The sequence below is a fragment of the Achromobacter sp. F4_2707 genome (genome assembly GCF_047501535.1).
In the GTDB taxonomy this organism is placed as follows: domain Bacteria; phylum Pseudomonadota; class Gammaproteobacteria; order Burkholderiales; family Burkholderiaceae_B; genus Yanghanlia.
Window position 1 is genome coordinate 36,911 of record NZ_JAZDRJ010000005.1, and the last position, 21,328, is coordinate 58,238.

Sequence of the window (21,328 nt, forward strand, 5' to 3'; positions counted from 1 at the left end):
CTCCCTTCCTCTACTCAAAATAGATTAAGCACGAATGATAACCATTCTTATTACGGTTATCAACAACTCTTGATATAGATTAAGGTTTGAGAAAGAAAAGGAGCTTTTTATGTGCGTGCCCTGCATGAGCGCACATTAAAAAAGCCACCCCTTGCGGAGTGGCTCGAAGGGCCAGGCTAGGCGTGACCGACGGGGCATGAGCAGGCTACACCGCCCTGCCCCTTCGTTTGTATTGTTAGTTCTTGCTTTGGTCGACCAGCTTGTTGGCTGCGATCCAGGGCATCATGGCGCGCAGCTTGGAACCGACCTTCTCGATTTCCGATTCCGCGTTCAGGCGGCGACGCGAAATAAGCGTGGGCGCGCCGGCTGCGTGTTCCAGAATGAAGCTCTTGGCGTATTCGCCGGTCTGGATATCCTTGAGGCACTGGCGCATGGCTTCGCGGGTCTCGTCGGTGACGATACGCGGGCCGGTCACGTACTCGCCATATTCCGCGTTGTTGGAAATGGAGTAGTTCATGTTGGCAATGCCGCCTTCGTAGATCAGGTCTACGATGAGCTTGAGCTCGTGCAAGCACTCGAAATAAGCCATTTCAGGCGCGTAGCCTGCTTCGGTCAGGGTTTCGAAGCCGGCCTTGATGAGCTCGACAGCACCGCCGCACAGAACGGCTTGCTCGCCGAACAAGTCGGTTTCGGTTTCTTCACGGAAGGTGGTTTCGATAATGCCTGCACGGCCGCTGCCGATGGCGCAAGCATAAGACAGGCCGATGTCGCGGGCTGCACCGGATTTATCTTGGTGAACAGCCACCAGTGCCGGCACGCCGCCGCCCTGGTTGTAGGTGCCGCGAACCGTGTGGCCGGGCGCCTTGGGGGCAACCATGATGACGTCGATGTCTTCACGCGGCTGAACTTGGCCGTAGTGAACGTTAAAGCCGTGAGCGAAGGCCAAGACGGCACCTGCCTTGATGTTGTCGGCAACGTGATCGCGGTAGACCTGAGCGATGTTTTCATCGGGCAGCAGAATCATGACCAGATCGGCAGCCTTGACGGCTTCGGCAACTTCCTGGACTTTCAGGCCGGCGTTTTCGGCCTTGGACCACGATGCGCCACCCTTGCGCAGGCCAACAATGACGTTGACGCCGGAATCGTGCAGGTTGAGGGCGTGAGCGTGACCTTGCGAACCGTAACCGATGATGGCAACCGTTTTGCCCTTGATCAGAGAGAGATCGCAATCCTTATCGTAAAAAACCTTCATGTTGTGCTCCAGATATTCAATTTAATAGGGTCAGAGTTTCAGTACACGTTCGCCACGCCCGATGCCGGATACGCCTGTGCGTACGGTTTCGAGAATGGCACTGCGATCGAGCGCATTAATGAAGGCCTCGATCTTGTTTTGGTCGCCCGTAAGCTCAATGGTGTAAACCTTGTCGGTCACGTCGACAATATGGCCGCGGAAAATATCGGCCATGCGTTTCATTTCTTCACGCTCTTTGCCAACGGCCCGCACCTTGATGAGCATGAGTTCGCGTTCAATATGCGGCCCTTCGGACAGATCAACCACCTTGACGACATCCACCAGCCGATTCAAGTGTTTGGTAATTTGTTCGATGATGTCGTCGGACCCTGTCGTGACAATAGTCATGCGCGACAAGGTGCTGTCTTCCGTCGGGGCCACGGTCAAGGTTTCAATGTTGTAGCCCCGCGCAGAGAACAGCCCCACCACACGCGACAATGCGCCAGGCTCGTTTTCCAGAAGGATGGAAATCACATGTTTCATCTGTTTCTCCTTACAGGTCTTCCGAACCCAAAAGCATTTCGGTAAGGCCTCTACCTGCCTTCACCATGGGCCAGACGTTTTCGGTCTGGTCGGTGATGAAGTCCAGGAAAACCAGACGATCCTTGTGCTTGTTGAACGCTTCTCGCAATGCCGGCTCGACATCGGCGGGCTTTTCAATGCGGATGCCCACGTGGCCGTAACTTTCCACTAATTTGACGAAATCAGGCAACGCATCGACGTAGGATTCCGAATAACGTGAACCGTATTCGATCTGCTGCCACTGCCGCACCATGCCCAAATAACGGTTATTCAGGCAAAGAATTTTGGGAGTGAGCCGATACTGTTTGCAGGTGGACAGTTCCTGAATATTCATCTGGATGGAACCTTCGCCCGTAATGCAGGCGATGTCAGCATCCGGGTTGGCCATCTGCGCGCCCATAGCATAGGGCAGGCCCACACCCATGGTGCCCAAACCGCCGGAATTCAGCCAGCGGCGCGGTGCGTCGAACTTGTAATACTGTGCGGCCCACATCTGATGCTGGCCGACGTCGGAAGTCACGATGGCGTTGCCGCCGGTGACTTCCCACAGCTTTTCGACGACAAACTGCGGCTTGATGATGGAATCGGAGTTTTCGTAGGCCAGGCAACGGCGGCCGCGCCATTCCTCGACCTGCTCCCACCACTTGGCCAGCGCCCCGGCGTTGCGCGGCGATTCGGCTGCGGCTTGCTCGTACAGGGGCAGCATGTCGTCGAGCACGTTCTTGATATTGCCCACGATGGGCACATCCACGCGCACGCGCTTGGAAATGCTAGACGGATCAATATCAATATGGATGATTTTGCGCGGGTTCTGCGAGAAGTGACGCGGGTTGCCCACCACACGGTCGTCAAAGCGCGCACCCACTGCCAGCAGAACATCGCTGTTCTGCATCGCCAGGTTCGCTTCGTACGTGCCGTGCATGCCGGGCATGCCGACAAAGCGGGGGTCGGTCGCGGGGAACGCACCCAGGGCCATCAGCGTGGTGGTGACGGGAGCCCCAGTCATATCCACCAACTTCATCAGCTCTTCGTGAGCACCCGAGGCAATGACGCCGCCGCCAACGTAAATCATGGGGCGCTCGGCGGCCAGCAGCATCTGCACGGCTTTTTTGATTTGCCCCTGATGACCCTTGACCACCGGCGCGTAGGAACGCATCTTGATCTCGCCACGCTTAGGCATGTACTTGCACGTGGCGACGGTGATGTCTTTGGGGATATCCACCAAAACCGGGCCGGGCCTGCCGGTGCGGGCAATGTAGAAGGCGCGGCGCATGGTTTCGGCCAGATCCTTGATGTCGCGCACCAAGAAGTTGTGCTTGACGCAGGGGCGGGTAATGCCCACGGTATCGCATTCTTGGAAAGCGTCTTCGCCAATGGCGGCCGTAGGGACTTGGCCGCTCAGGATCACCATGGGAATGGAGTCCATGTAAGCGGTGGCGATACCAGTGACTGCATTGGTGACACCAGGGCCACTGGTGACCAGGGCCACGCCCACTTTGTCTGAAGAGCGCGAATAGGCGTCTGCAGCGTGAATGGCCGCCTGTTCATGGCGCACCAGCACGTGCTTGAAATTGTCTTGCTTATAGATTGCGTCGTAGATGTACAGCACTGCGCCACCGGGGTAGCCGAATACGTGATCGACCCCTTCTTCGGCAAGGCAGCGCACGACGATGTCGGCGCCTGTGAGTTCCATATCGTTTATTCCTTTCGAAACCAATACTCAATGCCCCGGTCGGCAACTGCCCGAACAGCGGACGGTGATGACAACATGCTCTGGCGCTTCGGAATTCACGGAACTCTTCCACCCAGACACCTTGCCACCCCGGCCCGTGCTCACCGAAACACGGTACACGCGTTCAACATGAACGCTGAGGTAGAAACGGAAAGCCCGGCAACACACGCTTGTGGCGTGGCCAGCAGCAGATTCTAAAAAGGGCGCAAAAAACCGGGCGGATAGCCCGGCAATAGAGCCTGAATCGAATTCAGTACGGATGTGACTAAAAATCGACCAGTTACTTTAACCTGTTGTTTCGCTGCAAGCAACCGCCCCCCCGGCGGCGGCGTATAAACCACACAACAATGACATCGCAGACCTCTATACTTCCTTCTTCTGCTCCACCACTCACCGAACACACACTGCCGGCCGGAAATCGGCTTGATTCGCTGTGCACTTATGACCCGCCCGCTACCCGCCCTTGAACGCTTTCTGTACAGCCACCACCTGTTTGGGGGGGCCAGACAGGCCCTGGGCGTATTGTTGCCGCCTCTAGTGCTAGGGGGGCTATTTGGCTATTACACGCCGGGCTTGACCGCAGCAGTCGGCGCAGCCTGTGTGGCAATCCTTGACCAACCGGGCGGGCCCAGGCGCTACGGCATTCAGGGCATGGCGGCGGCTGTGTTATTGGGGTCGATCACGGTGGCCACCATGGGGCTGGCCGCCAGCCATTACCTGCTGCTGTGGCTGGTCGTGCCCCTGCTGTGCTTTCTGTTTTCCATGTTCACGGTGTTTGGCAAGCAAGGCGGGCTGCTGGGCTTCGCCTGCATGCTCATCATGACGCTGACCATGCGCTCAGAGCCACAGATTTCCGAGCTCTGGCTGCACACCGCGTACTCCCTGGGCGGCGGCTTGTTTTATTTTCTGTACAGCGCACTCGTGCACCGCTTGTCGTGGCACAGAGAAGAGCAGCAAGCGCTATCCGCCGCACTCTTTGCTACGGCAGACTACATGCGAACTCGCGCAGCCCTGTATGACACAGAGCTCGACTTGGACACTCATTACCGCAAGATGGTGCGCGCCCAGCTCGCGATGACGGACGCCCAGCAGGAAGCCCGCGATACGGTATTGCGCGAACTGCCCACCGGCACCAGCCGCAGCGACCGTACGCGGGCCGCGTCGCTCAACCTGTTCATCGACATGGTTGCCCTGCTTGATACGCTGGTGGCCAGCCATACGGACTACGTTACGCTGCGCGAAAATTTCGGCGAAGCCGACGCTTTGCTGTTTCCGCGCGATGCGCTGCGTAAGCTGGCTGCCAATGTCGACCGCATCGCGCTGAATGTGGCCCGCAACCGCCGCCAGCGCACGCCGCACAGCCTGAAGCCCGAGTTACGGGCACTGGAATTCGAACTGCGCGAGCTGCGCGAACAGGGTTTTGCCAAAGAAGCGCCGGAGGTCTACGCGCTGTTACTGCAAGTCTTGCGCCGGCTGCGGCGAGCCAATGAACTCACATTGCGCATGGCAGCCAACACGCGGCGCGGCGGTACGGCGGAACTGGTGGATGAGCGCCTGAATAAGGCGCTGGATCGCTTTCTGTCGCGCCGTAAATGGCGCCTAGGCATGCTGACCAGCAACCTGCGCATGGATTCTTCCCATTTCCGCTATGCTGTGCGCGTCATGGTGGCCGCTGCGGCGGGCATGACGCTCAGCGCCGTATTGGGTCAGGCGATTCCCCGTTATGTGATGCCCGGATGGGTGGTTCACGATTACTGGGTGCTGCTGACGATTTTGGTCATTATGAAACCCGGCTTTGCGCTCACGCGGCAGCGCAATGGCTGGCGCTTGGCCGGTACGTTAATTGGCTGCGCCGTCGCCCTGCTGATTTTCAATCGCTTCACCAGCCCCTATGCGCTGCTTGGCCTGCTACTGCTAACAGGAGTGCTCTGGTATGCCCTGCTGCAAGTGCACTTTATGCTGGCCGCTGCCGCCAACACCATTTTTGTGTTGCTGGCCTTTCACTTCCTTGGCCCGCAAGACACATTCGTGATTGGCGAACGCGTGGTCGACACCTTGCTCGCCAGCGGTATCGCCCTGCTGTGCAGCCGCTATGTGTTGCCCTGGTGGGAAAGCAATTACATGGGTTCGCTGGCCGCCGCTTTGCAAAGAGCGAATCTGCGCTTTTTACGTAGCGGCCTGCGCTATGCTGAGTTGAGCCGCCGTGCACATGCGGCTTCCCAAAGTGAGGCAGCGGACGCTCAACGGCTCGCAGAGTATCGCAACGAGCAGCGCGAAGCCGATGTGCAATGGCGCGTGGATAGAAAAAACATGCACATTGCCTTCAGCAACTACGCAGGCGCCTTCTACCGCATGATGGCCGAACCCGCACGACGGCAACACCATGTAGATACCTTGAATGCGCTGATGAGCCAGCACCATACTCTGGCCTCTCACATCAGTGCATGTGTACCGCTGCTGGCGGAAATGGATGAAGTCCCGGCCGACACCCAAAGGGTGCTGGACGGCATTGAGACCACTCTGGCGGGGGCCGGCGACACGACGCCGCAGGCTCCGCTTTCGGCCAGCACCGCCGAATTTGCCTTACTGGCCTACCCTTTGCGGCAGATGCAGATTGCCGCTGCTCAGATCGCCGAGAACACGCGCCTGCTGGAAGCGCCGCCCGAGGCCGGCGATTCAGCCGACGGAGCGGATGACCCGGAGTATTTCATGGCCGGGCAGGCGCCTTTCAACGGCGAAATACCAGACGATCCGCCGTCGATGCATCCGCCGCGTAGACGTAGCCCTCTGCGGCGAAAGTCTTGAGCCCTTCCGGGTCTTGAATGCGTTGGTCGATAACATGGCGGGCCATCAGCCCGCGCGCCTTCTTGGCATAAAAGCTCACAACCTTCCAGGAATCGCCCTTCTGCTCCTGGAACACACATTGAATGACCCGTGCTTTCAGGGCCTTTTTATCCACCGCCTTGAAATACTCTTCAGAAGCCAGATTGACGACAATGTCGTCGCCCAAGCTGTTCAGGTATTCAGCGATCCGGCTGCCCCAGAAGGCATACAGATTGGCGCCTTTCGGGGTTTTGAGACGTGTACCCATTTCCAGGCGGTAGGGCCGCATGAGGTCGAGCGGGCGCAGTACACCGTACAGGCCACTGAGCATCAAAACCTTTTCCTGCGCCCATTCAAGCGCATCGTCTGATAGTTCGGAAGCTTGCAGCCCCTCGTAGACATCGCCGTTGAAGGCCAGTACGGCCTGGCGCGCGTTCTGGGTATCAAAAACGGGCTCCCATTCCGCATAGCGCGCCACATTGAGTTCCGCCAGCGCGTCGCTCAAACTCATCAGGGAAGCGATGTCCGCAACGGATTTTTCGCGCAGCACTTCAATCAATTCAGCCGCTTGTTCCACGAACAAGGGCTGGGTGTGCAAAGTGGTACGCACAGGGGTGTCGTAATCCAGCTTTTTAGCTGGAGAAAGCAGCAATAACATGGTGACTCCTGCCGGTTAACGGGCGGTCCAGCCGCCGTCCATGGTCAGATGAGCGCCCGTCATTTGCGAGGCGGCATCTGAACTGAGGAAGACCGCAGCCTGACCGAGTTGTTCAGGGGTGACGAATTCCAGCGATGGCTGTTTTTCCGACAAGAGTTCGCGGGTCGCTTCCTCGATGCTGATACCTTTTTTCTGGGCCAGCGCTTCGATTTGGCGCTCGACCAATGCTGTGCGCACCCAGCCGGGGCAGATGGCATTGCAGGTAATGCCCTGGCCTGCTGTTTCCAGGGCGATGACTTTGGTCAGCCCCATGACGCCGTGCTTGGCGGCCACATAAGCCGACTTTTCTACAGAAGCGACATGACCATGAGCCGAGGCCACATTAATGATGCGCCCCCAACCCTGTTTCTTCATGTGGGGCAGTGCTGCCGCGCTGCCATGGAAGACGGCGGAAAGGTTTAGGGCGATGACGGCGTCCCAGCGGTCGGTCGGGAAGTCTTCGACAAGCGCGGTGTACTGAATGCCGGCGTTATTAACGAGAATGTCGATGCCGCCCAGCGCTTTGACCGCGTCTTCGATGAACTGGCGAGTGGCTTCGCCTTTGGACAGATCGGCGCCGACATAGTGAGCGCGTACGCCGAACTCGGACTCAATCGCCGCACGAGTGCGCTCGATTTCAGCGGCATCGCCAAAACCATTGATGACGACATCTGCGCCGTTGCTTGCCAGTTGGCGGGCAATCGCCAAACCAATGCCACTTGTCGAGCCGGTGACCACTGCTTTCTTGCTTTTAAGCATCTCGAATCCTCTCGTGTCTGAGCCAAAATGACTGGAAATCTTGGATGCCATGAGTGTAGCGCCACCGGCGCGTGGCTAAAACTCCAGGCTCAACTGAGTGAATACTTCTTCGTTGTGCTGGCCCAGGGCTGGCGGCAGACGCCTGAGCGTGGCAGGCGTGCGCGATAACTTAATGGGGGATGCAATGCCCTGGTAGCCCTCGGCTTCCAGCACCATGCCCCGGTGCCGGGTATGTGGGTGGTTCATGATTTCGCCCACATTCAACACTGGCGCAGCGGGCACGCCTGCGGACAGCAAGGTGGCGGCAAGCGCATCCGCCTGATGGCCGCTGAGCAAAGCGATAAGCTCTTCACGCAACGCCTGACGGTTATTCAAACGATCACTGTTTTCCAGAAAACGGGGGTCTTGCGCCAGCTCAGGATGCCCCAATTGAACGCATAGGGTCTTGAACTGCCTGCTATTGCCCACGGCCAGAAAAATGTCCCCTTTCCCGGTTGGGAAGGTTTCGTATGGCGAGATATTGGGGTGGGCATTACCGGTGCGCTGCGGTATGGCGCCACTCATGAAGTAATTTGCCCCATGCGGGTGCAAGAGAGAAATCGCGCAGTCGAACAGCGAAATATCCAGAAACTGCCCCAGCCCGCTGCTGCGCCGCTCGTTCAGCGCCATCATGATGGCTAGGGCCGCGTTAAGGCCGGTAACCATGTCCACAACGGGCAAACCCACCCGCGTCGCTTCGCCATCGGGCTGCCCGTTAACGCTCATCAAACCACATAGGGCTTGCGCGCAAGCATCGTAACCGGGCAAACCACCCAGCGGGCCATCCGCGCCAAAACCGCTGATGCGGCAATGAATCAGGCCGGGGAATTCGCTGCTGAGCTGCGCATAGCCCAACCCCCATTTTTCCAGGGTGCCCGGCTTGAAGTTCTCTACCAGCACATCGGCATCGCGCAGCATGGCGCGCAAGCGGGCCTGCTCTTCGGGCTGGGAAAGGTCCATGGACATTCCCAGCTTATTCCGGTTGACGCCCACGAAATAGGAGGCCGTATCGCCACGAAAGGGGGGGCCCCAGCCGCGCGTCTCATCCCCAAACGGCGGCTCTACTTTGTAGATATTCGCACCATGATCACCCAGAATCTGGGTGCAATAGGGGCCGCCTAACACGCGTGAAAGATCGACGACTTTCAAGCCGTGCAGGGAACCGTGCGTTGGCACAGTTGATTCCGTGACCGAATTCAACTCCATGCCGCCTCCAGCAAAGCAGGTAGATTAACTTCATATTTGTTAGGGGCGCAGGGGTCTTGCGGAGCCAGCCGGTGCAACAGCACCAGATCAGCGATCTGGTTACGGCTGCGCAAGCCTTCGTGCTGCGCGGCTTCCCAGCGCAAAGCGGCCAATGTGACAGCGTTGTACAGCGCCGTTGCCGCCTGACGGGTGGCGGGCGCGTCGCGCACGCTGGCAGCCTCTTCGGCGAACCTAAAGGCTTTGTCGATACATTCAGCCTGCAACGCGGCCAGTTCGGGCGGGCATTCTGCGCCGATTTCCAGCAGGGACTCGACATGGGCGCGCAATGGTTGCAAGCAGCCGTTGCGAGCGATGGCGCGCATGACGTCCAGCGCGACAATATTGCTGGTGCCTTCCCAGATGGAGCCCAGGTGGGCGTCGCGCACCAGGCGAGCTTCCACCCATTCTTCGATATAACCGCAGCCGCCTCGCACTTCCATGGCGTCGCCTGTGGCCTGGCGGGCGTCTCGGCACGCACGGAACTTGATGAGAGGCGTCAGAATACGCAGCAGCTTGGCTGCATTTTTGTCACCGGCATCGGCGCTTTGCAGCGCTTGAGCGGTCTGCATCATGATGGAACGGCCCTGCTCCGCCCGCATCAGGATTTTGGCCAGCTGACGCTGCATCAGCGGCATGTCGATCAGTTTCTTGCCAAAAGCGCGGCGGTTACGGGCCACGTGCAACGCTTCTGTCAGGCCGCGGCGCATGAGGCCTGCCGCCCGCATGCCGTTGGACAAGCGGGAGTTGTTAATCATGTCGGCCATCTGCTGGAAGCCGCGGCCACGCTCGCCCACCAACCAGGCATACGCGCCTTCAAGGCGGATCTCCCCACTCGCCATGGAGCGGGTGCCCAATTTGTCCTTGAGGCGCAAGATACGGTAGTGGTTGTGGCTGCCATCAGGCAAGTCGCGGGGCAACAAGAATAGCGATACGCCCGCCAGCCCTTCAGCCGATTCGCTGCGGGCCAACACCATGGCAAAGCCGGCATCCGGGTTGGAACAGAACCATTTGTCGCCATATAAACGCCAGCGACCATCGGCTTCCTCGCGAGCCAGGGTTTCGGTAGCGCTCACATCAGAACCCGCTGCCTGTTCCGTCATGAACATGGCGCCCTGCCGCAGTTCATCGAAATCCATGGAAGCAACTTGCGGCAGCACCTGTTCCACCAGTTGCGGGTCACCATACTTGCGCAAAGTGCGGGCCAGCGAATCCGTCATGCTGACCGGACAGCACAAGCCAAACTCCGCCTGCACAAACAGGTGCGACAGCGAATACTTAACCGCTGGAGGCAGGGTTTCCTTCCAGCCCAGCGCGCCACCGACGTGAGACATCGCCGCCAGGCCAAAGCGGCTATATGCGGCTTTTTCCAGCTCCACATAAGCCGGGTGCTTGTTGATAACGGCCTGGTCACTGCCGGTTCTTGCGCGCACCGACAAGGAGGGCGGGTTCATATCCGCCACAAAAGCGTGTTCATCCAGTTCACCGCCGACCATCCGGCCCAGCTCCTGGAAGTGGGGCAGCACATGCTCGAACAAGGGTTTGCTGATATAGGCTTCCAGCATAGGCGCCGCGTAGGCGTCTACATCGAAGAAGTTCAGCCCACGGGTTTCAGGGATATTGGAGTCCTGAGACGAAAGGCTGTGAACTTGTGGGATAAGCGGTGCATTCATGACGGGTCTCGCAAAAATGTAGGGGTTGTCGTTATGCTATGCAAAACCAGCCATCCAAACAAATACTGTTTTTATCTTCATGAATACATGGAAAATATAGATGAACCGCTTCCTATTGACACGCGCCTGCTGCGTTACTTCATTGCAGTGGCAGATGAACTGAGCTTCAGCCGGGCAGCTCAGCGGCTGCACCTGTCACAGCCGCCGTTGAGTTACGCCATTAAGCAACTAGAAGAAAACCTGGGCGTGCAGTTGTTAAGGCGGAGTAGCCGCAAGGTAGAACTGACTGCCGCGGGCGCCGCTTTGCATCGCGAAGCGCGTTTTCTTCTACAGCGCAATAACGAGCTGCGAGAGTTGGTCGCCCATATTGATGCCGGCCTGAAAGGCAGACTAAAAATGGGCTTTGTGGGCTCGATGATGTATCGCGGACTGCCAACCATGGTTGCTCGCTGCCGCAGTCGTTACCCAGACCTGGACATCGCCATCACTGAAATGAACTCAGCCGAGCTCATTGACATGGTGCTGCATGGAGGCCTGGATCTTGGCTTCGTTCACGCCAACCCTCTGCCTGCCGAATTGAGCAGCGCCCGGGTGGTGGCTGAGCCCTTTGTGTTGTGCACGCCCGCTGATCACCCAATCGCCCAGGCACAACGGCCGGAACTGGCCTCGCTCACCAAGGAAAAGTTTGTTTTCTTTGCGCGCAATGCGTCGCCCAGCTACTACCAGCTTCTGCTCGCCATCTGCCAGGAAGCCGGCCTGATACCCAAGATTGCCTATGAAGTGCGGCATTGGCTCAGCGTGGTGTCAATGGTTTCACAAGGCATGGGCGTAGCGATTGTGCCTGCCTGCATGGCCACTTGCGGGCTGCCCAACACAGTTTTTCTGCCCTTCCCCCATACGCCACGTTCTGAAACCTTATGCATCTGGCGGCGCAGCGATACGTCGCAGGTTCTGCAAAATATCCGCACACTGATTCTTGAGTACTACGGCTAAGGAGGCCTGTGCATGCCCCTTGTTCTATCGCGCGGCATCCATCAAACCCACTTCATCGGCCCACGGCAATGCTCTGCACGGTGTGGGCACACGTTTCCGTTCATTGCGGCCGGCGTTCTTCACATCCTCGGTGAAACGTCATAAATTGAAGCGCACGAAGCGATCCGCTCATCCCTTACTCACTATCTGAATAGGAACCCGACATGACAAACCCCTCCGCAGAAAAGCCCCAGCTGCTGGTTTTGCGCCCCCTGATGCCAGCCCAAATGGAACAGCTAGAAGCAGACTTCATCTTGCACCGCTACGATGAAGCCGAAGACCCGCAAGCCTTGCTGGCAAGCGTGGCGCCCGCCATTCGGGGTGTGGTCACTGCGGGCGGGCTAGGGTTCAAACGCGACATGCTAAGCCAATTGCCCGCGCTGGAAATTGTTTCGTCTTCCGCCGTGGGGACGGACAGCATTGACCTTGTCGCTTGCGCCGAAAGGGGCGTGCACGTTACCAACACGCCGGACGTTCTCAATGACGATGTCGCCGACCTGGGCATCGGCCTCATCCTGAGCGCTTTTCGCCGCTTGGGCCCGGGCCACGATTACGTGCGTAGCGGTGAATGGTCGCGCAGCGGCATGATGCCGCTTGCCACTTCGCTCACGGGCAAACGGCTGGGTGTGGTCGGACTGGGCCGCATCGGCCTGGAATTGGCACAACGCGCCCAGGCTCTGAAAATGCAGATCGTTTACACCGGCCGTAATCGTAAAAACGTGGCTTACGAGTTTTACGACAGTGTGATTGAGCTGGCCCGCAACAGCGACGTGCTGGTGCTGACCTGCCCAGGTGGTGCCGACACCCGCCACCTGATCAACGCCGCCGTGCTGGATGCCATGAGGCCGGATGCCTGGCTCATCAACCTGTCACGCGGTTCCGTGGTGGATGAAGATGCCCTGATCGACGCTTTGCAACGCAAGGCGATTGGTGGCGCCGGGCTGGATGTCTTTGAAAACGAACCTCACATCGACACACGCTTTTACGAACTCGACAACGTGTTGCTTTACCCGCATCACGCCAGCGGAACGGTAGAAACCCGCAGCGCCATGTCGCAACTGGTGGTCGATAACCTAAAAGCCCATTTCCAGGGCAAGCCCTTGATCAGCCCGGTGTAAGAAGGCTTCCCGTAACGCACTCTGACTTTGAAGGTGAGAAGTGCGTTACGGCATCCGGCAGCGCCGGTCCAACTCTGCCAGTACATCAAGCGCCCGGCCCGCCAAGCCAACCCCCTGGGCGGAGTCGATTGCGCTTTCACGTAAATTGATACGAATAATCGGGCTGTTCAGCGAGGAAGCAAACCAGCGCACCGATGGCACAGCCGTACCAGCGCCCAACTCCACCACCACAGGTCGGGATACCTTTTCCAGCCAGGCTTCCAAGCGCTGCTCCTGCAACCCTGTACGCTCATGGTTCCACTCGCCGTCGCCGAACATCAACACATTGGGGCGGGCCAGTTGCCCGCAGTCGGGGCAGTTTGGGAGCGGGGAAAGCAGGCGGCATGCAGAGGTATCTACTTCAGGCACCCAACCGTCCGCGTCCCACAAACGATTGGTGCAGGAATGCATGCATTGCAGCCAGTGCAACGAGCCATGGCATTCCATCACCCGTTGCGGGGCGAAGCCTGCCTTTTGGAACTGGCCGTCCACATTGCTGGTGAACACAAACGCCCCATGGGGCTTAGCGCCTGCCCAGCGCAGAAGAATATCAAAGCCACTGTGTGGGGTAATCTCGCGGTACAGGTTCAGGCGGTGACCATAAAACCCCCAAGCCAGCTCGGGATCGCGGCGAAACGCGTGCGGCGACGCAATGCGGACAAAATCCAACCCTGCCCTGCGCAATGCGGGATACGCCCGCCACAGCCCTTCATCCCCTCTGAAGTCTGGTAAACCAGAATCCACGCCTATGCCCGCCCCGGCAGCGATAACCAGACCATCGGCTTCTTCAAGCCACGCCAGCGCCCGGGCCCAGTCGGCTTCCGGAACAGACTGTAGTTCAGAGAAAGCGCGACCAGGTGTCGCGCCTGCGCTGTAACTCATTTATAGCTCCTAAAAACTTGATTACGCGCCTTTGCGCACGCCCCCGATCGCGACGACCTGGGCGCTTTATTGATCGATTGCATCATAAGCAAAGCAAATTCACTACACTCATGCGGGACATCGAGCGGGCGATTCGCCGCTCACCGCACTACTGGACGCGCATCAATGACCACCCGCACCCGCAACCTGGATACCGTACTTCTCAGCCTAGAAATTCTGCGTCGTATCCCACGCAATCGCAAAATCACGGCTCAGGAACTACACGAACAGCTTCAGCACGCCGGTTTTACCCGCGACCTGCGCAGTATTCAACGCCACCTCGATACGCTGTCGGAACATTTTGATATTGAACGTGATGACCGCACCCGGCCTTATGGTTACCGCTGGCTGGCCCGGGCGGGAGGGTTATCACTTCCCTTCCTTACCCCGCAGGAATCGCTGCTTCTCCACCTGGCTGAAGAGCACTTGAAGCACCTGCTGCCCGCCCCCTTGCTGAAATCACTGGACGATTTTTTCTTCCAGGCCCGCGTGAATTTGAACGACCCGGAACGCGCCAAGCTGGAGAAAGAATGGACGCACAAAGTACGCGTAGTGAGCACCACCCTGCCCCTGCTTCCGCCGCATATTGCACCCGGCGTATTCAATACTGTCAGCCAGGCGTTATATGAAAACCGCTGGCTGCATATTGATTATCGCAACGCCCGCCGCCAGCGCAGACGCCACGACATCATGCCGCTCGGGCTGGCGCAGCAAGGCCCCACTCTGTATCTGGTCTGCCGCTTTCGCGACTTCAACAACGAGCGCACGCTGGCTATACACCGGATTCTCAGCGCCGAAATATCTGACCTGAGCTTTGAACGTCCAGCAGACTTCAACTTGGCCGCTTACGAAGACGAAGGCCGCTTCCAGTACGGTGAAGGCCGACGCATCCGGCTAAGTTTTTACATCGACAAGGATGCCGGCGCGCATTTACTGGAATCCAGGCTGGCCGCCGACCAGACCGTAGAGGAAACGCCCGAGAGTTATCTGATTCGTGCCACGGTGCTGGACAGCCTGCTGTTGGACCGATGGTTAAAGGGTTTTGGCGATGCGGTATGGGGCATAGAAAAGGAAAGTGTGGAATAAGCCGATGAACCGCATGGCGTCAGCGCATTAGCGTTACAGAGCATTGCTTCAACGCTTTATCGATTGAGGGCACGGCTGCAGCGCAACCACATTACAGCCCCAACCACAGCACTTCCACTTTCAGCTCGCCTTCAAGCGCCTCGTCGTACGTCACCAACAGGGAAGATTCCAATCGGTTCGGCGCTTGCCGGTGGATGAGGTTCATCACCCGACCCACGGTATCGACGATGTTGAGATCCATCGCCAGGGTGATAATGACTAACGCCCCTCTGGCGCGGCTCACATCATGCAGCAACCTCGCCTGCTGCACGGCGGTATACGCATCCCGTGCCACAAAACTGGCCCACGCGGTATTCCCATACACCTGCAACACCCGCTTCAAAGATTCGATATCCGGCCTGACGGAATACGGAGCCTCAAACAATTTGCAGATCGCTGCAGCCGCCACCATAGGCACCGGGGCGCTTGTCGCTTCCAGCGTTTCACTGCCATCTTCATGAACAGAATAAAGACGCAACAAAACAGCCTTGCGCCGAGCCGTCAATTTGAAGGCCCGGATTACAACTTTTGAACGCATGGAATGAGATTCTCCCTATGTGAAACCCTGCTGGGAACAAGGAGAATTCTAGGGATGGTTGCGACAAGATGTGTCGTATGGGAGTGGCGGCAGGGTGGGAGTCACATCAAAGCCGCAAACCCTCATAAACACTAGACTTCATAGATTGCGAAAAACACGATACCCCCAAAAATACCCCCATGAGTGCATCGCTGGGGGTATACGCAGCCAACTTCCCGCCGTTGCGCTTGCTCCGGTTTCAGGCCGCATCGGCTGTTTGCTTGCATGGGGTGTTTCTGCAACATGGCCGCCCTACTTTGAGACTTTCAGCCCCAGCAGGTGCCCCCACCTCAGAATCATGTATTCTTCCCGCTTCGATTCCAGGTCAATTATTTCAGCCCGGATACGATCAAACGTGGCTTGGTGCATCCCTTTGGGTTTGCGCCAATAGTTCGCCCCGCCTAACTTGGCTTCTAGTTTCCGCTGCTTGCGCCATGTTGCATCCATCGCATCATCAGACTGGCTTGGATATTGCAGCCTGTAGCACTTGCGACATGCGACACGTTCACCCAAATACAGGACAGCGCACCGCCCGCCACAGCACGGACAGGCGAACCATTGCCGAGTGCCGCCATAGTTGCAGGGGGTGTCTGTCAGCCGCGCCACGTCCTTTACATCATGCTTGCCGTTTAGCGTGTATTCAAACAGAACACCGTCATCTTGTACCCGCATCCAGATAGACGCCTGCTTTTCACCCTTGTCGTTCTTCCACTCCCAGCCGAATGATGCGCCGTCATACAGCAGCTTCTCCCGCGCCAGCCGCCGCACGTCCACCGTTCGCATGGTGTAGGTTTGCCGGTGCCATCCAGGCCGCCCAGCCCCCAATCTATGCCCGCCCTTTGCCATTGCTTGCCCTCACAGAATCCGAAATCATCAGGTAAATCATACGGGCCATGCGTGCTAAAAACCGCCAAAACCCGCATGGTTGTTAGCTTGTAGTCGATTTTGAATAAATCGCGTTTCTGCACCACGTAAAGGTGCCGGTGTCATGCTGTTGGACGCCGCCGGGTTGCTGCTTCCATGGGGTTGTTTTGAAACGCCGGGCAGCGGTGCAGAATGAACACATCGGACGGATCACCGCCGATAGGACAGCGCCCCCGTGTGCAGCGTAGCCGGTGCAGGTGGGCACACTCCCCGCAGCTTCGCCGGTCATCCAACGTGGCATCGCGCCGGGCCAGTAGCTTTACCAGGGAGGCCACATCTTCCGGCGGTATGCCGATTCTGTCGATATGCTGGCGGGCCATCGCGTCATCTGTAGCCGCCGGTGCAAGGTCAGTTTCCGTGCGTACCGGGTCGCGTACCGTGGAAACCTCGCTGGCAACCTCCCGCATGGCAACCGCCGGAACCGTGGTAACCGCTTTGGTAACCGCCGGTTCAGTCGCTGGCGGATCAGACGGCACCACACCGCCGCCAGCTTGAAACGACGCCATCAGCGCCAGCACTTGAGCATCATTCATAGCCGCCGCCTTGCCGTAATCTTGCCGTTCTCTTTCCCCCGCGCTGTTTTTCACAGGGAACAGAGGGAACAGGGGGAACAACCGCATGAATAAAGGCTTTCAAGCGTTCCCCCATGCAAAACCTCACAGGGAACAGAGGGAACAAAGCCGTGATTCTGTTCCCCCGTTCCCTCAGCCAAATATGAACAGGGAACGCCGAAAACCCGCATGAATAAAGGCTGTTCCCTCTGTTCCCCCTGTTCCCTCGCATAAACAAGGCAGCAGTAAGCATTACTGCACCTCCGCCAGCTTTTCGGGGTTTACATGGAAAAGATTGATAGGCCGCCCGCCGGGTTCGCGCACCTTCTTTGAACGCTTGCCGGTGTCACGTTCCGCTATCGCCCCGGCCCGATCCAGCGCCGATAATGCCCGCTTGGTGTCGTACCCTTTGACGGCCTCACCAAACCCGCCCGCTGTAAACAGGTACAACCTGCCGTCGCTGGTATCCTTCCAGTAGCCCGCCCGATCCCGCACGGCTGGCGCTTCATGAACAGTGATGCAGGAAAAACGGCTATCCCCATGCCGGTCTATAAAGTCAGCCACACGCCGCAGGATCGCCGCATCTTCGGCATTGCGTCCGCCGGTATCGCGCTGTTCCCGCCATAGCTCAAAACCACGCAGGGCCGCCGTCATCGCCTGCACCGCAGGCCAGGGCAAGATACCCTCATTGGCCGCCAGCTCCCCGGCTACCGCACACAATGCAAACACACGCGCCGCCCGTGACTCCTGCCCGTCAGCCGCTTTGAAATTCATCATCGCAGCTTCCAGCAGGACGGGAAGATCAGGCTTCGACTCGATAACCCCCCGCACGAACGCCCGGCCCGCATGGCCGTAGTGCTGGCTTGCACCGTCGCGGATCGCATCAGACAGGGCCGCGCCCGATGAATAGCCGTGCAAGTCATCCCACGCGCCATAGGTGCCGACGATGGGCACATCCAGCAGCCGTAGAGCTTGCCCGGCCTTGGCCTCATAGCCGCCCGCCGCCATGCGTGAACCTATGGTTACTTCCCCGGTAGACAGCACGAACACACGCCACCGCGCTACTTGCCGAGCCTCCCCTCTTACATTGGCGCGAGTCTTTCCATGGCCGTTAATCAGGGCATAGGCTGATTCATACAGGTCGCGGGGGTTCACCTCCCCCACCTCATCCAGCGCCAGCAAGGTGCCGGTGTGCATCTTAGCCGCGCCTTCCAGGCCATTTGATGTACTACGCCAAGTGCGACGAAACGCAGGGCCACCCCATACAGAAGTTGCACCGATCAGGGCCGTAGTCTTGCCCGCGCTGCTATCTCCAAACAGGTGCAGCCCGCCGCCGTCGATATTCAACCGTTCCAGCAGGACGCCCGCCAGTGCCGAGGAAATGGACAGGGCAAGCATGGGGTTTCCTACTGCCCGCGCTGCTACCTGCTCTTTCCAACCTTCCAGCGTTCCCGCCATGCTGTACGGTGCCGTGCGTTCGGTCGCTTGATACCAAATATCATCAGCCCCGATTACCTCATCAGGCAGCACGAACGCGCCGCCATGCCATCCGGTAGTACCTGCCGCCCGTAGTCGCTGCTTGGGGTGCTGTGAGTTGATGTAATCCAGTATGCGGGCCTTGTACTTCCGATCCAGCGCCAGCCCTTCCGCCAGCAGAACGCCGAGCACTTCCGCACCGTCGCCCGCCAGCATCTGCATAGGCATTGCCCACCGCTTCCAGTTGCCCGCCACGTTCCGGTAATGCAGCAGACGCCCGTGGTCGCTATCTTCCGCGCTGGCGGTCATGGCTTCGATATGCAGCGGCCCGCATACCCATGTATCAGTAGGGGTAGGCGGGCTGTCGCCCGATCCATCTTTCATGCCGTGGAAATACACGCCAGCAGGCAGACGCCGTGGGCCGCGTTTAATGCAGTCGTCATAACACCGCCAGCAAGGCCGTTCCTCTGCTTTAGGAAACGGGTCTACTGGCTTGGTTGCGTCCAGGTCGATTACTTGCGCTTCACTCATGAACGCCCCCTCGTGATCCAGGCGTTAACGTGCCGAGTCGCCCAGGCCAGGGCATGAGACACAGCAAAGATAAAGGTCATCATGCCGCCGCCCTCCTTGCCTGCAATTCATCGTTCCAGTCGCCTAACGCTGGCGGGATCAGAACACGCGCCACCACGCCGCGCTGTGCGGCCTTATCGGCAAGCTGTGCCGCCGCCTTCTGCCCGGTGCCGTTCTCATCATGGTCGCCAAACACATACAGACTACTCAGCCCGCCGGGCAGCACGAACGCCGCCAGCCCATGCGCCGAGACGCAAGGCCACACAGGGACGCCGCCCAGCATCGCCGCTGCAATGGCAGTTTCAATGCCTTCAGCCACACCCAGCCCTAACCCGCCATCAGAACGGGGTACAGGTTCACCTATCTTGATTGACGCGCCCGCCAGCGGCCCGGCGGTATGTGTCAGCTTCTTGATGGTCGGCACGCTGGCTTTGTAGCCGTCACTCGTCAGATAGGTTCGATGGATCGCCACCAGGCCGCCCGCTGGGTTTGTGACAGCCGCCAGCATGGCCGGAAACCGCCCTACCATCGCGCCGTCATGCCAATAGTCCAGCGCAGGCACAAAACGCAGGGCTTCGGTATTGGGCACCACCAGGCCACGCCGTTGCAGGTACAGGCCAGCCGAGCATGATTCCGTCAGCAGTTGTGCGTCATCCCACCGCCGCATCAGGTCGGCATGGTTGCGTTCCCATTGTTCCGCTTGCGCCTTCTCCCGTTCCCGCCGAGCCTGCTCGATACGCTGGCGCTGTAATAGCCGGTCAGCCTGTGTCATGGGCTTGGTGCTGGCGGATACCCATACGCCCGAATCGCCGGTTTTCCAGTTCCACCACACGCAGGTAGGAACGCCATCATCAAACAGACGAAACGCCCCGGACTTCTTGCCGCCCCGGTCGCCGTCAACCTTGCACCGCATCAGCTTGCCCGCCGTGATGGTGTCAGGCAGCAGGCCGCCGCCGCGTAGGGTGCCTTCTATGCTTCGATAGTCGATCATTGGAAACCCTCCGGTGCATCGTGGGTTGCCAGCGCACTACCTTCTATCGCCATCAGCAGCGACTCAGCGGTAAAGCCACCTGCTTGCAGAACGGTGCCCAGTGCCATAAACGACGCAAGCGCCGCCTCATCAGACGTGACGCCGACACGGCGGGCATGGTTCACCACGGCGGGTATCAGTTCATCCAGAATGAACGCTTCATGCTTTTGCATGGGGTTGTTTCGCGGATCAGTCGCCCGCCTTGTAAAATGACTGTCGCGCCGCCCAGCGCCAGCCCCCGCCATGGGGGTTTTCTTTTGCCTCATGCCTCAGCCCTCCCCTTGCGTTTCTTGCCAGCCTTGCGGATCAGCCATCCATTCACGGACAGCAGAAAGCCGCCAGCGTGTGCAGCGGGCAGAGAGCTTTACAGGTTTGGGGAATTTCCCAGCCGCCGCCAGCTTCCAGGGCCAGGAACGGGACGCGCCGATCAGGTGGGCGGTTTCTTTGTCAGTGATTAGCCGGTCATCGGCTGTTGTGGCTTGGTGTGCCATGCTGTACCCCTATGGGAATGAACATGGCCGCATTGTTTCCTGTCAATGCTGTATGGGTAAACAGCCCTTTCCCTGTCTACGCTTCAAACATCCATCTATGCGCAGTAAACAGGGATTAATTTCCACGCTCCCATTTGGGGCACCATGAATCTGTGATGGTTTTTAGGACTGGCTTTTTTGCGTCATCATCAAATTTTTCCAGCACGTCACGGGCAAACTGTGCCTTTCCTTTTGGGTATGGGTCGCATCCCTCTGATTTCCGTTTCTGCCACTCTACCCATAATTCCCGGACAAACTCCTTGGCGGTCGCCTCTCGGCTATTGAAATGATGCCGCATTAAGGCTCTCGTTCTGGCCTCGTTTGCCCTCATACGTCTGTCTATGTGATCACCAAACCAAGCCTCCCCGCGTTTAGCCACTTCGCATAGCCCGATAAGCGTGTAGGCGTCTATCGGCTCCCGTTGTAGCTCAGTCTCGATCACCCGCACGTCCGGGTACACGCGTGTCAAGCGATTACCTAGAATTTTCAGTACACGCTCTGCGGCCTCAAGTGTCTGACGCGCATTTCCAAGGGTGTCTCCTTGTTCGCTATTGCGTGTCATGAGATGGATGAAACCGGCAACATCCGTAACCGTCAGGGTGGGAGGGTTGCAGGTGTCCTGAGTCTTCTTTTGTGCCATCGCATCATCCTATGCGC

Annotated in this window: 20 protein-coding genes; 4 read left to right on the forward strand and 16 right to left on the reverse strand. The window is 58.5% G+C overall.

Going from position 1 to position 21,328, the window contains the following annotated elements; all coding sequences use genetic code 11:
- Nucleotides 1-235: 235 nt before the first annotated feature.
- Genes ilvC through VRY85_RS06265 form a run of 3 tightly spaced genes read right to left on the reverse strand, consistent with a single transcriptional unit; the run spans nt 236 to nt 3,506 of the window.
- Nucleotides 236-1,252: a ketol-acid reductoisomerase gene (ilvC, locus tag VRY85_RS06255; RefSeq protein WP_414597751.1), complete on the reverse strand. Its 1,017-nt coding sequence runs from the start codon at nt 1,250-1,252 to the stop codon at nt 236-238.
- Between the two features lie 30 nt (nt 1,253-1,282).
- Nucleotides 1,283-1,774: an acetolactate synthase small subunit gene (gene ilvN, locus VRY85_RS06260; RefSeq protein ID WP_414597752.1), complete on the reverse strand. Its 492-nt coding sequence runs from the start codon at nt 1,772-1,774 to the stop codon at nt 1,283-1,285.
- A gap of 10 nt (nt 1,775-1,784) precedes the next feature.
- Entirely contained in the window at nt 1,785-3,506 is a 1,722-nt protein-coding gene (locus tag VRY85_RS06265; protein WP_414597753.1) for an acetolactate synthase 3 catalytic subunit, read from the reverse strand.
- Nucleotides 3,507-3,968: 462 nt separating this feature from the next.
- Here VRY85_RS06265 and VRY85_RS06270 point away from each other — a divergent pair, with 462 nt between their 5' ends.
- On the forward strand, nt 3,969-6,350 hold the full coding sequence (locus VRY85_RS06270; RefSeq protein ID WP_414597754.1) for an FUSC family membrane protein: 2,382 nt from the start codon (nt 3,969-3,971) through the stop codon (nt 6,348-6,350).
- Here VRY85_RS06270 and yaaA read toward each other — a convergent pair.
- The 4 genes from yaaA to VRY85_RS06290 all read right to left on the reverse strand — a co-directional run bounded on the left by yaaA (nt 6,274) and on the right by VRY85_RS06290 (nt 10,778).
- Entirely contained in the window at nt 6,274-7,026 is a 753-nt protein-coding gene (gene yaaA / locus VRY85_RS06275; protein WP_414597755.1) for a peroxide stress protein YaaA, read from the reverse strand. The genes VRY85_RS06270 and yaaA overlap by 77 nt on opposite strands.
- Nucleotides 7,027-7,041: 15 nt before the next feature.
- Entirely contained in the window at nt 7,042-7,824 is a 783-nt protein-coding gene (locus VRY85_RS06280) for a 3-hydroxybutyrate dehydrogenase (RefSeq protein WP_414597756.1), read from the reverse strand.
- Between the two features lie 75 nt (nt 7,825-7,899).
- Nucleotides 7,900-9,069, reverse strand: coding sequence for a CaiB/BaiF CoA transferase family protein (locus VRY85_RS06285; protein WP_414597757.1), 1,170 nt, complete (start codon nt 9,067-9,069; stop codon nt 7,900-7,902).
- Nucleotides 9,060-10,778 carry an acyl-CoA dehydrogenase family protein gene (locus tag VRY85_RS06290; RefSeq protein ID WP_414597758.1) on the reverse strand — a complete coding sequence of 573 codons (1,719 nt, stop codon included), beginning with the start codon at nt 10,776-10,778 and terminating at the stop codon, nt 9,060-9,062. Before VRY85_RS06290 ends, VRY85_RS06285 begins: the two co-directional genes overlap by 10 nt.
- 87 nt (nt 10,779-10,865) lie before the next feature.
- Here VRY85_RS06290 and VRY85_RS06295 point away from each other — a divergent pair, with 87 nt between their 5' ends.
- Together VRY85_RS06295 and VRY85_RS06300 are read left to right on the forward strand one after the other, a co-directional pair.
- Complete coding sequence (locus VRY85_RS06295; protein WP_414597759.1) at nt 10,866-11,771, forward strand: LysR family transcriptional regulator; 906 nt, start codon at nt 10,866-10,868, stop codon at nt 11,769-11,771.
- A 203-nt stretch (nt 11,772-11,974) separates the two neighbouring features.
- Nucleotides 11,975-12,928 carry a 2-hydroxyacid dehydrogenase gene (locus tag VRY85_RS06300; protein WP_414597760.1) on the forward strand — a complete coding sequence of 318 codons (954 nt, stop codon included), beginning with the start codon at nt 11,975-11,977 and terminating at the stop codon, nt 12,926-12,928.
- A gap of 45 nt (nt 12,929-12,973) precedes the next feature.
- On the opposite strand, the gene VRY85_RS06305 is transcribed toward VRY85_RS06300, so the two are convergent.
- Complete coding sequence (locus VRY85_RS06305; RefSeq protein WP_414597761.1) at nt 12,974-13,849, reverse strand: SIR2 family NAD-dependent protein deacylase; 876 nt, start codon at nt 13,847-13,849, stop codon at nt 12,974-12,976.
- A gap of 165 nt (nt 13,850-14,014) precedes the next feature.
- On the opposite strand from VRY85_RS06305, the gene VRY85_RS06310 reads away from it, so the two are divergent.
- Entirely contained in the window at nt 14,015-14,974 is a 960-nt protein-coding gene (locus tag VRY85_RS06310) for a helix-turn-helix transcriptional regulator (RefSeq protein ID WP_414597762.1), read from the forward strand.
- Between the two features lie 91 nt (nt 14,975-15,065).
- On the opposite strand, the gene VRY85_RS06315 is transcribed toward VRY85_RS06310, so the two are convergent.
- From VRY85_RS06315 to VRY85_RS06350, 8 genes are all read right to left on the reverse strand, one after another.
- The gene (locus VRY85_RS06315; protein WP_414597763.1) at nt 15,066-15,551 is read right to left on the reverse strand and encodes a hypothetical protein; all 486 of its coding nucleotides are present in this window, start codon (nt 15,549-15,551) and stop codon (nt 15,066-15,068) included.
- A gap of 291 nt (nt 15,552-15,842) precedes the next feature.
- Nucleotides 15,843-16,373, reverse strand: a complete 531-nt coding sequence (locus VRY85_RS06320; RefSeq protein ID WP_414597764.1) for a hypothetical protein — start codon at nt 16,371-16,373, stop codon at nt 15,843-15,845.
- A 203-nt stretch (nt 16,374-16,576) separates the two neighbouring features.
- Nucleotides 16,577-17,134 (reverse strand): hypothetical protein, encoded by a 558-nt coding sequence (locus VRY85_RS06325; RefSeq protein WP_414597765.1) that lies wholly within the window; start codon nt 17,132-17,134, stop codon nt 16,577-16,579.
- A 183-nt stretch (nt 17,135-17,317) separates the two neighbouring features.
- Nucleotides 17,318-19,072, reverse strand: coding sequence for a DUF927 domain-containing protein (locus tag VRY85_RS06330; protein WP_414597766.1), 1,755 nt, complete (start codon nt 19,070-19,072; stop codon nt 17,318-17,320).
- Nucleotides 19,073-19,151: 79 nt separating this feature from the next.
- Complete coding sequence (locus VRY85_RS06335; protein WP_414597767.1) at nt 19,152-20,102, reverse strand: toprim domain-containing protein; 951 nt, start codon at nt 20,100-20,102, stop codon at nt 19,152-19,154.
- Nucleotides 20,099-20,314, reverse strand: a complete 216-nt coding sequence (locus VRY85_RS06340) for a hypothetical protein (protein ID WP_414597768.1) — start codon at nt 20,312-20,314, stop codon at nt 20,099-20,101. Before VRY85_RS06340 ends, VRY85_RS06335 begins: the two co-directional genes overlap by 4 nt.
- A 96-nt stretch (nt 20,315-20,410) precedes the next feature.
- Nucleotides 20,411-20,632: a helix-turn-helix transcriptional regulator gene (locus VRY85_RS06345; RefSeq protein WP_414597769.1), complete on the reverse strand. Its 222-nt coding sequence runs from the start codon at nt 20,630-20,632 to the stop codon at nt 20,411-20,413.
- A 115-nt stretch (nt 20,633-20,747) separates the two neighbouring features.
- A complete protein-coding gene (locus VRY85_RS06350; RefSeq protein ID WP_414597770.1) occupies nt 20,748-21,311 on the reverse strand; it encodes a hypothetical protein in 564 nt (187 codons plus the stop codon).
- Nucleotides 21,312-21,328: the final 17 nt, after the last annotated feature.

Bases quoted from the DNA above. Each gene is read 5' to 3' on its own strand.
- VRY85_RS06350 (WP_414597770.1), bottom strand. From the start codon at position 21,311: ATGGCACAAAAGAAGACTCAGGACACCTGCAACCCTCCCACCCTGACG.
- VRY85_RS06325 (WP_414597765.1), bottom strand. From the start codon at position 17,134: ATGCGGTTGTTCCCCCTGTTCCCTCTGTTCCCTGTGAAAAACAGCGCG.
- VRY85_RS06290 (WP_414597758.1), bottom strand. From the start codon at position 10,778: ATGAATGCACCGCTTATCCCACAAGTTCACAGCCTTTCGTCTCAGGAC.
- VRY85_RS06305 (WP_414597761.1), bottom strand. From the start codon at position 13,849: ATGAGTTACAGCGCAGGCGCGACACCTGGTCGCGCTTTCTCTGAACTA.
- yaaA (WP_414597755.1), bottom strand. From the start codon at position 7,026: ATGTTATTGCTGCTTTCTCCAGCTAAAAAGCTGGATTACGACACCCCT.
- VRY85_RS06340 (WP_414597768.1), bottom strand. From the start codon at position 20,314: ATGCAAAAGCATGAAGCGTTCATTCTGGATGAACTGATACCCGCCGTG.
- VRY85_RS06300 (WP_414597760.1), top strand. From the start codon at position 11,975: ATGACAAACCCCTCCGCAGAAAAGCCCCAGCTGCTGGTTTTGCGCCCC.
- VRY85_RS06330 (WP_414597766.1), bottom strand. From the start codon at position 19,072: ATGAGTGAAGCGCAAGTAATCGACCTGGACGCAACCAAGCCAGTAGAC.
- ilvN (WP_414597752.1), bottom strand. From the start codon at position 1,774: ATGAAACATGTGATTTCCATCCTTCTGGAAAACGAGCCTGGCGCATTG.
- VRY85_RS06295 (WP_414597759.1), top strand. From the start codon at position 10,866: ATGGAAAATATAGATGAACCGCTTCCTATTGACACGCGCCTGCTGCGT.
- ilvC (WP_414597751.1), bottom strand. From the start codon at position 1,252: ATGAAGGTTTTTTACGATAAGGATTGCGATCTCTCTCTGATCAAGGGC.
- VRY85_RS06280 (WP_414597756.1), bottom strand. From the start codon at position 7,824: ATGCTTAAAAGCAAGAAAGCAGTGGTCACCGGCTCGACAAGTGGCATT.
- VRY85_RS06310 (WP_414597762.1), top strand. From the start codon at position 14,015: ATGACCACCCGCACCCGCAACCTGGATACCGTACTTCTCAGCCTAGAA.
- VRY85_RS06285 (WP_414597757.1), bottom strand. From the start codon at position 9,069: ATGGAGTTGAATTCGGTCACGGAATCAACTGTGCCAACGCACGGTTCC.
- VRY85_RS06265 (WP_414597753.1), bottom strand. From the start codon at position 3,506: ATGGAACTCACAGGCGCCGACATCGTCGTGCGCTGCCTTGCCGAAGAA.
- VRY85_RS06345 (WP_414597769.1), bottom strand. From the start codon at position 20,632: ATGGCACACCAAGCCACAACAGCCGATGACCGGCTAATCACTGACAAA.
- VRY85_RS06315 (WP_414597763.1), bottom strand. From the start codon at position 15,551: ATGCGTTCAAAAGTTGTAATCCGGGCCTTCAAATTGACGGCTCGGCGC.
- VRY85_RS06320 (WP_414597764.1), bottom strand. From the start codon at position 16,373: ATGCGAACGGTGGACGTGCGGCGGCTGGCGCGGGAGAAGCTGCTGTAT.
- VRY85_RS06335 (WP_414597767.1), bottom strand. From the start codon at position 20,102: ATGATCGACTATCGAAGCATAGAAGGCACCCTACGCGGCGGCGGCCTG.